The sequence below is a fragment of the [Mycoplasma] cavipharyngis genome, assembly GCF_042984175.1.
Classification (GTDB): Bacteria; Bacillota_I; Bacilli_A; order Mycoplasmatales; family Mycoplasmoidaceae; genus Mycoplasma_N; species Mycoplasma_N cavipharyngis.
Genome location: NZ_CP155569.1, coordinates 257,226 through 270,663, shown reverse-complemented (window position 1 = coordinate 270,663; position 13,438 = coordinate 257,226). Strand labels below are relative to the sequence as shown.

The window sequence follows — 13,438 nt, the reverse complement described above, 5'->3', positions numbered from 1 at the left end:
TATTTGAAATACTAATCTATTAATTAAAACTTTTTTTCTAAAAATTATTAAAAAATTAAACTAAAAGCATTATTAGTAAAATGAATTAAAAAAACAATTCAATAATTACCTGTGTAATTGTAAGCAAAAGCCATTGTTCAACCAAAAAAAGCATAACCTAAAATGTTAAATAAGCCATCATTTTGAGTATGAATTAAACCAAAAACTAACCCTGAAGCAACAATACTAAATCATTTTTTAGCTCCAAAACTAGAAAAACTTAAACGATAAACTAATTCTTCAACTAAAGGAGCACCAAATAAAATTAATAAGTAAAGTGGTAAAACGACTAATCAGAAATTAGGATTTCTTAATTGAGTATCAATTGATGATTGATTACTATTACTAACTGTTGGAAATAAACGAGTTAATAAAAAAGCAAAATAATTACTAGAAATGCTTAAAAGATAAAAAACTGCAAATGTTCCTAAAAATACTAAAAAAATTTTACTAGAAAAATTTAAACGCAGTTTTTGAGCAACAGGAACAGAAACATTAACAACTCCATCAGAACTACTTACAATTGGATCATATGGTTGTTTACTTTTTTTTAGTTGTCTAATATGATAACGTAAATTAATTGTTTCATATTCAAAAAATAATAAAAAAAATGATCGACGTAAATCTGGAATTAATCATATTGCTAAAATAAAAATCAATAATAAACTAAGCAAATAAATTCATTGACCAAATTGTCCATAATTAAGATTAAAAAAATTTCTTAATAGTCTAGGAAAATTAACTAAAAATTCATAAAAAAATAAAACAAAAGCACCTGATTGTCAAAATATTTTAGCAAAATAAAAAGAATAAAAGATGATAAATAAAAAACTGACAAAAAAAGGAATATAAACTCTAACTAAAGTAAATCAAGTTTTTCATGAAGATAATAATGTTGCATTATTACTAAAATTTGGTGTTAGAGTTAAATATGTAATTCCAATCGCATAAATTAAATATGGACCATAAATTAAAATAATTGGTAAAGCAATATAAATTAAACTAATTCTAAAATCACTAATCGAATAATATTGTTTTCGATAAGCGTTTCAATGGTTATTAAAAATACTGCTTTGATAATTGGAATTAGCATTAGTAAACCAATTGTTTCAAACATTAAAATCAGTTTTTTTGAATTTAAAATTTTTCATATCAAAAACTTTTTAACCTATTGTTAATTAAACATACATTCAATGAAATCATTAATTGAAATTGCTCCTAAATAAGGACTAAGATCAAAATTTTTTAATAAATCTTGAACACTAGTTTTATCATATTTACAACCAACTAATAAATATTCAATGAAACTTAAATCTTTTGTTGCTAAAAAATCACCATAAATTTTTAAATTTTCAATAATGTTTTTATTGGTATTAAAACAAATGGAAAGTGTCCCTTTTTGTAATAAATATTGTTTTTTAATAAATTCAAACTGGCGTGATTCACCATAATTTCACTCTCAAGTGCTATATTTTGATTTTGCTGCTAATGTAGCAAATTCAATTGCATCTTGTGGAATTGGTTTAATTTTAGTAGCAAAACGTTGTTCTAGAAAAGCAAAAAACTCAGTTTGAAATTGTTTAAAAGTATAGTTTGGTAAAACTTCTTTTAAATTTAAAATTCTTTTTCTAACTGAATCAATTCCTTTTGATGATAATTTTTCAATGTTTGGTGTTAAAAGACTTGTCATCATCACTGGATCAACATCAAATAAAATCGTGCCATGACATAAAACATAATCACCATAAATTAATTGTGCTGTTCCTGAAATTTTACGATTATCGACTGTTAAATCATTTCGCCCAACAAATTCAGCAGTAATTCCTAATGTTTTTAAAAATTCTAAAACTGGTGTAGCAAAAAAACGATAATCAACTGATTTTTCTTTCATAATAAAAGTCCAACATTGATTGTACTGATCTTGATAAACAGCACCACCACCAGTTAATCTTCTTGCTACTTTAACATTATATTGTTCAACTAATTTTTGATTGACTTCTAAATGCGTATTTTGGTTGCGTCCAATAATAATTGCATTAAAGTTTTGTCATAAAAAAATAATTGGTCGATCTGATTGATATTTTTTTAAAAACCACTCTTCAAGTGCAATATTAAAATATGGATCAGTCGTTGTTGTTAAAAAAATTTCAGCATTTTTTAAATATTCCATAAAAGCTTATTAATTTCTTTTTTTTAAAAATTGCATTTCTTAAATTAATAAAAAGTTTTTAAAAAACTGACAATTTCACTAATTTTATTGTGATTATTAATTTTTTGAAACCAATTTTGATCAATTTTTAAGTGTTGATTTAATTGATCAATAATAAAATTAATTTGATCTAACTGACTTCAATTTTGTTGATCAAGGTTTTTAAGATAATTGAAATCAAAATCATATTTACCTAAATAATTGTTTAATAAATTTTCTAAATCAATGATTAAATTATTTGATTTTGTCATTAAACTTAAAGTTATTTTATCAATAATCGCTTCAAAATACTGATTGATGTTATTAAAGTATAAAGGAACAATTTCAAATTGTTGTTTACTAATCGAATATGTACTTTTAAAAAATAAATAATCAATATAGGAAATAGCATTTTCACCAATTCCAAGATAGTTGTTAGCTGAATTAATGTTAACTAAATAAGCATTGCAATAATTTTTATGACGAACACTAATTAAATCATTACTAATAATTCAATCATCATGATTTAAAACTCATGTTTGACAATCATCAACAATTTGATCAAAATTAGTTAGTTCTTGATCAGATTGTCAATAAAAATTAATTTCTTGAACAGGATCATATAAAAGTTTTGAATAAATGCTTGCAACATCTTCATTAGGAATGATACTAAAATATAAATCAATAACAACTTCACTAATCTTTTTCTGTTCAACAGCACGCATAATTTGATCAATAATTGCTAAAAACCGATCATTATAGTTATCAATTTTTAAAACTAAACGTTCACATTTAGTGTCATAAATAATATTAACCAATCGTTCAGAATCAACATTTTGATTTAAAACAAGTGATAAAGTTTTATTAAACAAATAATGATTAATAGGATTAATGTATAAAAAATCAGCAATATAAGATCTATATTGTGAAGTTTGATATTCAACATAATAAAATTTAGCATGATTAAGAATGTCTCTAATTTTTGCTAAATTAAACTGATAAGGTAATAAACTTAAATTCAAATAAACAGTTTGAATTGGTTTTAATGATCTAAACTGTTTTGCTATAACTGTTCCCATAATTAATTACTACTCATTAGAATTTTTAAAAGAAGTTCATATTCGATTAATTAGCATGCAATTGTGAGCATCGCGACTAATCTTTTTATTCGTATTAACACGATATACACCAAAATGTTTTGCAATATTTTTTAAAGAAGTTTTTTTCAATCCTAAACGTAATAATGCTAAATCTTCAATATTAATATATTTATTAGTAATACTTAAATTAGTATGTTGGTTTAATTCTTGAGAAAGTCATTCAATATCCTTACGACCACCTTCATGTAAAATAATAATATCATCTTCAAATCAACAATGTAGCATTGCTAAAATTAATACTAAAGGATATGCTTTCTTATTAGCTTTTTGATCGTATTTTTTCTTACTATTTTCAACATATAAATCTAATCACTCTTTAGGTAAATCATTAACAAATCTAACAGCACAAAAATGAATTAATTCATTATCATAATTTTCATTAGCCATAATTCTAGTTAATGATAAAGTAATATAATTATCGATGTTTTTTAAATTAATCATATGAGTATAATTTTAACAAATTAAATTTATAAAATAAAAACCACTCATAGAATATAATGAGTGGCTTGAATTTAATTACTAAAATCTAACAACTAAAATTTTGATTTGATTATCAATTTACTTAATTCATAAAATGCTTAAAGTAAAGATCTTTAGCAATTTCTTGAATTGCTTCAGAAATTGTTGGATGGGGATGAATTGTTTTTGCTAAATCTTCTACTGTTAATTCTGATTCCATTGCTAAAGCAACTTCAGCAATCATATCACTTGCAGTTGCTGAAACAATATGACAACCTAAAATTTCACCATATTTTTTACCAACAAGTAATTTTGCAAAACCAACTGTTGAACCATCAGCTAATGCTTTACCAAATGCTGCCATTGGCATTTTATGTTTGTAATATTCAATTTTATTTGCTTGTAATTGTTCTTCAGTATAACCAACAACACCAACTTCAGGATATGAATAAATACATGAAGGAACTTTAAGATAATCAATTCGATTTGCTTTATTTTTAATTGCATCTAAAACAATTGCGCCATGTTTGTATGCTACATGAGCTAACATTGCTTTACCAACTGCATCACCAATTAAGAAAACATTAGGAACACTAGTGCGTAACTGATCATCAACTTGAACAATACCACGATCATCTTTAGCTAAATTTAGTGCTTCAAGACCTGAATAATTTATTTTTCGACCAACAGATACTAAAACATAATCAGGTGATAGTATTTTAGTTTCATTATTAACAACAAATTTTAACTGATGATTTTCTGCACTTATTACTTGAGCATTAACAATAATTTCCACTCCTCGTTTTTTCAACAAATCAGTAATTGTTGTTGAAACTTCACGATCTAAAACTTCTAAAATTCGATCTAATCCTTGCACAATTGTAACTTTAGCACCTAAATCTGAATACAAAAAGGCAAATTCAATTCCAATCACCCCACCACCAATAATTACTAAATGATTAGGAATTTTTGGTAATGATAATGCTTCAGTTGAAGTAATCACAAATCCTTCAGCATAACTTTTTTCAAATCCAGCTAATGGCAACATTCTTGCAACTGATCCAGTTGCTGCAATAATATACTTAGTTGTATAAGATTGATCATTAACTTTAACTGTATGAGGATCAACAACAGTTGCTAATCCCTTTACACAATCAACTTTATTGCTTTTAAATAAAAAACCAATTCCACTTGTTAACTTATTAACAACACTTGCTTTATGTTTTTGTGCTTTAGACCAATCTAATTTCAAACTATTAGGATCATGAACAAAACCAAAATCAGCAGCATGTTGATAAAAATTGTACATTTTTCCAATTTTTAATAGTGTTTTAGTTGGAATACAACCTGTGTTTAAACAAACACCGCCTAATTGATCTTTTTCAATTGCTAAAACTTTAAAACCCAATTTTGCAGCATCAATTGCTGTTTGATAGCCACCAGGACCTGTACCAATGACGATAATATCGTATTGTTGATTCATTTAAATAACTTTCTAACTTTTTTAATAAACCGATAATAACGACGGATTTTCTAATAATTGACGGATTCTTGTACCAAAATGGCCAATTGTTGCTCCATCAACTCAACGATGGTCTGCAGCAATTGTTAAATACATAATTTTACGATTACCAGAAGATCCACCAACAGCAACGCTTTGTACTTGATCAATAATTGTACCAACACCTAAAATTGCAATTTCAGGATATTTAATTACAGGAACACCAAAAATAGCACCAGCACTACCATAATTAGTAATAGTAAAATGACCATTACTCATATCAGCCCCTTTTAATTGATTGCTACGAGCCTTCTTAGCTAAATCAACAATATCAGTTGCCAAATCAATTACTGATTTAGTTTGAGCATTTTTAATATTAGGCACCATTAAGCCTTTTTCAGTATCAACTGCAATTCCTAAGTTGATTGTATCTGGATAAACTAATTCTTGAGTTTTCTCATCATATTGTGCTAGAAAAATTGGGAAATCAACTAATGCAATTGTTGTTGCTTTAGCAATAAATGGTAAAAAAGTAATTTTTAAACCTGTTGTTTTTAACAAAGGATCTTTAATACTATTACGTAAATTTCACAATTCAGTAACATCTACTTGAATTACTAAATTTGTATAAGCAACTTTTTCTCAAGAATTTTTTAAGTTTTTAGCAATCGCTAAACGTAAACCACTTGCTTTTTCACGTTTAGCAACTAATCCAGTCACATTAGTTTTACTTATAACTGAAGTTGGTGCAACTTGACTAACTGGTGTAGTTTGAACAGTAGGTGTTGGAGTTGAAGTTGGAGTAGTTTTCACTTCACTACTTGTTGATTGTAATTTAAGTGCATCTTCTAAATCTTTTCTAGTTACAATTCCATCAGCACGAGTTGGTTGCACTAAATCTAAATTAATCCCTTTTTCCATTGCAAAACGCATTAGTGGTGGTGAGATTTTTAGTTGCGGTTTTGCTTGTTTTAATGGTTCAGTAGTAGAAGTTGTTTTTTCAATAGAACTTGCTAATTGTAATTTAAATGCGTCTTCTAAATCTTTTCTAGTCACAATTCCATCAGCACGATTTGGCTGCACTAAATCTAAATTAATCCCTTTTTCCATTGCAAAACGCATTAATGGAGGAGAAATTTTTAGTTGGGTTTTTTCTTGTCTTAAATTAATTTTTTCACTAGAACTAGCACTAGATTGAGAATTAGTAGTAGAATTTTTTGAACCAAAACTAAAATCTAAAATTTCATCTGAAACTACTACTTGTCCTACTACTGAAGCACCCTTAGGTGATGCTGATTCAACAACTATTTCAGGAGTTGATTCAACAACTGTTTCAGTTTTGGAAGTTGAATCTTGATTTTGATCATCAATTAAAATAACAACTTCACCAACATGAATAACTTGTTCGGGTTGGATTTTAATTTCAGAAACGATTCCTGTGATAGGACTTGTAATTTCTGAAGTAACTTTATCAGTTTCGACTTCAAAAAGTTTGTCACCATCTTTAATTTTATCGCCAGTTTTTACAAAAATTTGAGTAACTTTACCTTCATGTAAACCTTCGCCAATATCAGCGAATTTAAATTGATACATATATACCTTACATTAATTTTCTAAACTAAATTATTAAAAAGAATTAATAACTCCTAAAGTTCTGCTAGTTCTTTCAAAGCTACTAAAATATCATCTTTAGTTACTGTGTGATATTTTTCGCCCCTAGCATAAGGAACAATCACATCATATCCTGTTAAACGCACTGGAGTAGCTTTTAGATCATAAAAACATTCTTCAACAGCTCTAGTAATAATTTCAGAAGAAACTGAAAATGATTTTACAGCTTCATGAGCTACTATTAATTTACCTGTTTTACGAACTGATGCTAATACTGTTTCTCAATCTAGTGGAGTAATTGTGCGTAAATCAATAATTTCAACATCAATTGCACCATTTAATTCTTTAACAGCTGCAATACCTTCATGTAAAGTAGAACCATAAGAAATAAAAGTAATGTCTTTACCTTCTTTAATCACATTTGCCTTACCAATTTCTACTGTATAATATCCTGCAGGAACTGGGGCTTTAAAAGCACGATAAAGTTTTTTTGGTTCTAAATATAAAACTGGATCTTTAGATTCAGCTGCTGCTAATAATAAACCTTTAGCATCATAAGGGTTTGATGGATAAACAACAGTAATAGCAGGGTGAGCAGCATAAACACCTTCAAGTGCTTCACTGTGGTGTTCTAAAGCTCTAATCCCACCACCCATAGGAATTCTTACAACAACTGACATGGATCAACGAGATCGACTACGATTGCGGTAACGACTGATTTGACAAAAGATTTGTTGAAAAGCAGGATAAGTAAAACCATCAAATTGAATTTCAACAATTGGTCTTTTTCCCGCTATTGCTAATCCACCAGCAATACCAACAATTGCTGCTTCACAAATAGGCGAGTCTAAAACACGTTCTTCACCATATTTTTGTTGTAATGTAGCAGTAGCACGGAACACACCACCTTCATAACCACAGTCTTCACCATAAATAATAATATCTTTGTTGCGTTCCATAGCAACATCTAATGCATCAGTAACTGCACCAATTAAATTAAGTACTTTTGTGTTGTCGTTCATAAATTATTGTTTACCTCCAAATTTTTTTACTGCCATATCTCTTTGACGTTTTAGGTCTGGCGGTAAAATAGCATATGTGTGATCAAAAATTTCAGTAACATCAGGAATTAATTCAGCTTCCATTTGTTGAATTGCTTCATTAATTTTAACTAAAGCTTCATCTTTAGTACGTTGTGTGTCTTCTTTGGTTCAAGCTTTTTGATCGATTAATCATTTTTCAGTTCTAATAAATGGATCAGTTTTTTCACCAGCAACTTTTTCTTCTGGTTTTAAATAAATCGAAGGATCATCAGAAGTAGTGTGTGGACCCTTACGATAAGTAACGAATTCTAAAAGAACAACACCACCACCATCTTCAGAACGAGCGTATTCTAATGCTGCTTTAGAAGCTTCATATGAAGCAAAAATATCATTACCATCAACTCTAATGTAATGTGCTCCTACAGCAATTGCTTTTGATGATAAATCTGAGACATTAGTTTCTAATGAAGTACGAGTTGAAATTGCAAAACCATTATTATTAATTGCAGCAACTCATTTTGATCGACGTAAAGTTGCAAAATTTAGTGATTCATAAAATTCACCTTCAGCAGTTCCGCCATCTCCAATAAATGAAACAACAGCAGCATTTTTTTTGTCCATTCTTAATGCTCAGCCAATACCTGCTGCATGTGACATTTGAGTTCCAATAGTAATATTAACTGGTAAACTATTTCATTCTTTACCAACATAACAACCTTTTTCATTACCATTTCAATATAACATCATATTTTTTAGTTCAAAACCACGTTCTAGCATTAATAAACCAGAACGAAAGGCAGGAACCAATCAATCTTCTTTATTCATTGCTAAAGCCATACCAACTTGTAAACATTCTTCACCTAAGTTTGGTGCAAAAGTTAACATTCGTCCTTGACGTTGCATTTGTAGCATTTTTTCATCAAAAGTTCTTTGAAAAATCATGCGTTCATAAGCATATTTTACTTGTGCAACACTTAAAGGAGGTTTTTTATCGGGATATAATCATCGACCTTCAGCATCTAATAGCTGATAAGGTTTTTGTTCGCTTTTAAAAAATTTAAGCTTTGGATTAATTGACATATTTTATAAGTTTCCAATTTTTTCTATTTTTAAAAATAATATTTCAAAAATGATATATTAAACAACAATTGATCAATTTTAATAACTTAAACCAGAACTAATTTTATGCTGATTAATCAATAAAATAAATTCAACATTAGTAATTTATATATATTTAACATCAACTTAAAATTATTATTCCTATTTAAACTTTATCTATATTGATTTTCTTCTTTGAAATTCCACATTTATTTTTCTAAGAAATAAATTTTAACAATTAAATTTATTTTGTAATAGATTATTTATTAAAAATTAATACAAAGTGGACCCATTAAAATTATAACTAAATTAATATCGCTTTAATACAAAAAACGTTTATTATTAGCGAACTAAATTTGCTTGTATAATAAAAATTAGACAAATTTTAGATTAATATTAGTCAGTTTATCAACCAAATTAAGTTTTATTTGTCTAAAATCAAACGTTTTTAAACTTTTAGTAATAATAATTTAATCAACTAACTATTTTATTGTTGGAATCACACCTTAGAAATTATATAGATAATTAATTAATAAAATGAAATTATTAATAGCAATATGAATGTTCATCAAAATTAAAAAAGAGGATTAGTTATCTCAATTAAATATTTTTTATAAAAAAATTATTAATAAGTATCATCTTTTAAAAAAGACTTATTAGTTAATCGAAGGAATATTAATGAAAGTAGGTTCAATCATTGCTAAACTTATCTTAATTTTATTAGTTAATTAGACTAATAATTATTAACATTTTTTATTTAAAACTAATTAGTATTTGATCTTATTTAATCAATCATTAAACAATAAAAATAAACTAATTATTAATTTATTACATTTTTCCATATCAATAATTTCTTAAAATAGATTAATATTTAATATTAAAAGATAATAAAAATATTATTATTTATACTATTGTTATTTAGTAGTAATAACAATATATTTTAAAAAAGATTAGTTCAAATAATTATGACCAATTTAGAAAAGTTTTGAGATATTCTTCTTGAATTAGAAAAATTAGTTAATAGCAATGCTGAAAAAGGTAGTATTTTTGAAAACTTATGTAAACGCATTTTAGAAATTGCTCCACTTTTTAGAAATGATGTTAAACAAGTTTGAAAATGAAGTCAATTTCCTGGTAATAATAAAAAACATGATCGGGGTATTGATCTTGTAGTTTTAGATCATAATCAGCAATATTGAGCAATTCAATGTAAGTTTTATCAACCTAATAGTGTTGTTGCTAAAAAAGATATTGATAGTTTTATTGCTGCAAGCACAAGTGAATTTAGTATTAATGGAGTTGGTAAAACTTTTGCAAGAAAATATTTATTTACAACAACTGATCATATTAGTTGTAATGCTGAAGATTTACTAGTAACTTTTAATCCTAAAAAAATTGCTAATGATACAGGAATTGAATGAGCACATTTTGATTTATTAGAATTTATTAAAAATCAAAAACTTGAACCTGTTGCTAAAAAAGAATTAAGAGATTATCAAGTTAAAGCAGTTAATAATGTTATTAATGGTTTTAAAAATAATGACCGTGGTAAATTAATTATGGCTTGTGGTTCTGGTAAAACTTTTACTGCACTAAAAATTGTAGAGCAACTTTATCAGCAACATAATCAAAATGATGGATCTTTTAATGTCCTTTATTTAGTGCCATCAATTTCTTTACTATCACAAACAATTGTTGAATGAAAATGTCAAACTGATTTTATCAATGTTAGAACTTTTGGTATTTGTTCAGATGCTACTGCTGCAAACAAAGCAAAACCTAAAAAAGGAGAAGATGAGTTAAAAGACAAATTATTTCTAATGCCAATTCCACCAACTACAGATTTAGAAAAGTTAGTTAGTGAATATCAAAAAAGTGATCAAAAAGTCAACATTTTCTTTTCAACTTATCAATCAATTGATGTTGTTATTGATTTAGCTAAAAAATGTCAGATTCAATTTGCCATTGCTGTTTGTGATGAAGCACATCGAACAATTGGTGGTTATGATGAAAACAACGTTTCTAATTTTGTTAAAATTCATGATTCAAAATTACCAATTGATAAACGACTTTATATGACAGCAACAGAAAAAATTTATAGTGAACGGGCTAAAAACCAAGCGAGAAATCAAGGTTATAATGTTTATTCAATGGATCAAGAAAAAGATTATGGTCCACGATTTCATTGGTTAAGTTTTAATGAAGCAATTGAAAATAAAATTTTATGTGATTATCGGGTGATTGTTTTTGAAATCACAAATATTGCAGTTGCTGAAGATGTTTTAAGCAATAAATTTAATACTGAAATTAATGCCAAAATTATTGCATCATTAAATGCGATCTCAAAAAACTCAAACGGATCTTATGATTTTAGTTATGATCCAGATCCAATGAAACGTGTTATTGCCTTTTGTTCTACAATTAAAATGGCAGATAATGTTGCTACTGTTTTTAATCAATTTACTCAAAGTCAATATTTAAAAACCAATAATTGCATTCGACCTAAAGCAAAATTAATTCAAGGATCTTATAGTGTTGATCAAAGAGAAGAGCGATTAGAATGATTGCGTAATAAAATCGAAGATGATTATTGTCATATTTTAACTAATGCACGATGTCTAACTGAAGGAATTGATCTTCCTTCATTAGATGGTGTTGTTTTTATGAATAATATACAATCTCAAGTTGATATTATTCAAGCAGTTGGTAGAGTGATGCGAACTGATCCTGAAAGAAAAAAACAGTATGGTTATGTCATTATTCCTGTTTTTGTTAATAGTGTTAAATTAACTGATCAACAATTATCACAAAGTGATGATTATAAAACTGTGTGAAGAGTTATTGCTGCACTAAGATCACATGATGAAAAATTAGATAATAAAATTAATAAATCTGGTATTACTGGTAATTTACCTGACAATATTTGCGTTGTTAAATTAAACTATTTTAAAACATCAGATGATTTTCAAGATCAAGCAGCATTAGATACTGATCATCCTTTAGTTGATAACCATCAAAAATATATTGTTCCAAGTGAACATGATCTGAAAAAATTTAATGAAGGTTTTAAAGCAGCATTAGTTAAAAATTGTGGTAATCGACTTTATTGAGAAGACTGATCAGTTGATATTGGTAATGTTACTAATAGCATTGCAATTAGAATTCAACAACAATTAAATAACAATCAAAAATTAAAAAATGCTTTTGATCGGTTTTTAGCAAAAATTCGTTATTTACTAAATCCAACTATTAAAGATCAAGAAGTAATTAATATGTTAGCTGAACATGTTGTGACATTACCAGTACTAAAAATTATTTTCAAAGAAAATAGTATGATCAATGATAATCCAGTAACTAAATTAATGGAATCAATGGTGCAAAAATTTGATGGACTTAATAATGAAATTACTAACTTGGATCAGTTTTATCAATCAGTTGCAGTTAGAGTTGAAGGAATTGATGAATCAAAAGATCGTCAAGAATTAATTCGAACGCTTTTTGAAAAATTCTTTCAACACGCTTTACCTAAAACTGCAGAAAAATTTGGCATTGTTTATACTCCAATTGAAATTGTGGATTTTATTATTAATTCTGTTAGTGAAATTCTAAAAAAAGAATTTAATCAATCAATCGCAAAAGAGAATATTAAAATTCTTGATCCATTTACAGGAACAGGAACTTTTATTGTTAGACTATTAGAAAAGTTTAAAGAATTAGGTGCAGATAATCAAACCTTAAAAAACAAATATTTAAATGATGTTTGATGTAATGAAATTAATTTATTAGCATATTATATTGCCTTAATCAACATTGAAGATACTTATGGCAAATTAACTAATCAATATTTATCTTTTAATCATGCTGTTTTAACTGATACGTTTCAGTTATCTGAAAAACGTTTTAATAAAAATCACAATATTTCTTTATTTGAAAATGATTATCCGTTTCAAGAAGTTTATACTAAAACTAAAGAAGAAGATCAAGCTGATATCAAAATTATTATTGGAAATCCACCATATTATAGAAAACAAAAAAGTTATTCCAATAATAATGCATCAACTGAGTATTCTAATCTTGATCAACGTATAAAAGAAAATTATGTAGATAGTTTTTAAAGTTCAAATGCTCTTTATGATTCGTATATAAGAGCGTTTCGCTGAGCAACTGATCGTTTAGGTAATCAAGGAATCATTGGTTTTGTTACTAATGGTGGTTTTATTGAAAATCTTACTTTTAGAAAATTTCGAGAAGCATTAAAAAAAGAATTTTGTCAAATTTATATTATTAATCTTAGAGGCAATGTTAGAAAAAACGATCCAAAAGAAGGTGGCAATGTTTT

General features: G+C 26.8%; 9 protein-coding genes. 1 reads left to right on the top strand and 8 read right to left on the bottom strand.

Going from position 1 to position 13,438, the window contains the following annotated elements; genetic code table 4:
• Positions 1-47: 47 nt before the first annotated feature.
• The 8 genes from MCAV_RS01055 to MCAV_RS01020 all read right to left on the bottom strand — a co-directional run bounded on the left by MCAV_RS01055 (position 48) and on the right by MCAV_RS01020 (position 9,081).
• The gene (locus MCAV_RS01055) at positions 48-1,190 is read right to left on the bottom strand and encodes a CPBP family intramembrane glutamic endopeptidase (protein ID WP_391592047.1); all 1,143 of its coding nucleotides are present in this window, start codon (positions 1,188-1,190) and stop codon (positions 48-50) included.
• Positions 1,191-1,213: 23 nt separating this feature from the next.
• Positions 1,214-2,209, bottom strand: coding sequence for a lipoate--protein ligase (locus MCAV_RS01050; RefSeq protein ID WP_391592046.1), 996 nt, complete (start codon positions 2,207-2,209; stop codon positions 1,214-1,216).
• Between the two features lie 44 nt (positions 2,210-2,253).
• Positions 2,254-3,306, bottom strand: coding sequence for a hypothetical protein (locus MCAV_RS01045; protein ID WP_391592045.1), 1,053 nt, complete (start codon positions 3,304-3,306; stop codon positions 2,254-2,256).
• A gap of 9 nt (positions 3,307-3,315) precedes the next feature.
• Positions 3,316-3,828 carry a hypothetical protein gene (locus MCAV_RS01040; RefSeq protein WP_391592044.1) on the bottom strand — a complete coding sequence of 171 codons (513 nt, stop codon included), beginning with the start codon at positions 3,826-3,828 and terminating at the stop codon, positions 3,316-3,318.
• A gap of 121 nt (positions 3,829-3,949) precedes the next feature.
• The gene (lpdA, locus tag MCAV_RS01035) at positions 3,950-5,329 is read right to left on the bottom strand and encodes a dihydrolipoyl dehydrogenase (RefSeq protein WP_391592043.1); all 1,380 of its coding nucleotides are present in this window, start codon (positions 5,327-5,329) and stop codon (positions 3,950-3,952) included.
• Between the two features lie 21 nt (positions 5,330-5,350).
• A complete protein-coding gene (locus MCAV_RS01030; RefSeq protein WP_391592042.1) occupies positions 5,351-6,940 on the bottom strand; it encodes a 2-oxo acid dehydrogenase subunit E2 in 1,590 nt (529 codons plus the stop codon).
• Between the two features lie 53 nt (positions 6,941-6,993).
• Positions 6,994-7,980, bottom strand: coding sequence for an alpha-ketoacid dehydrogenase subunit beta (locus tag MCAV_RS01025; RefSeq protein ID WP_391592041.1), 987 nt, complete (start codon positions 7,978-7,980; stop codon positions 6,994-6,996).
• Between the two features lie 3 nt (positions 7,981-7,983).
• Complete coding sequence (locus MCAV_RS01020) at positions 7,984-9,081, bottom strand: thiamine pyrophosphate-dependent dehydrogenase E1 component subunit alpha (protein ID WP_391592040.1); 1,098 nt, start codon at positions 9,079-9,081, stop codon at positions 7,984-7,986.
• A gap of 983 nt (positions 9,082-10,064) precedes the next feature.
• Here MCAV_RS01020 and MCAV_RS01015 point away from each other — a divergent pair.
• The gene (locus tag MCAV_RS01015) at positions 10,065-13,214 is read left to right on the top strand and encodes a DEAD/DEAH box helicase family protein (RefSeq protein WP_391592039.1); all 3,150 of its coding nucleotides are present in this window, start codon (positions 10,065-10,067) and stop codon (positions 13,212-13,214) included.
• Positions 13,215-13,438: the final 224 nt, after the last annotated feature.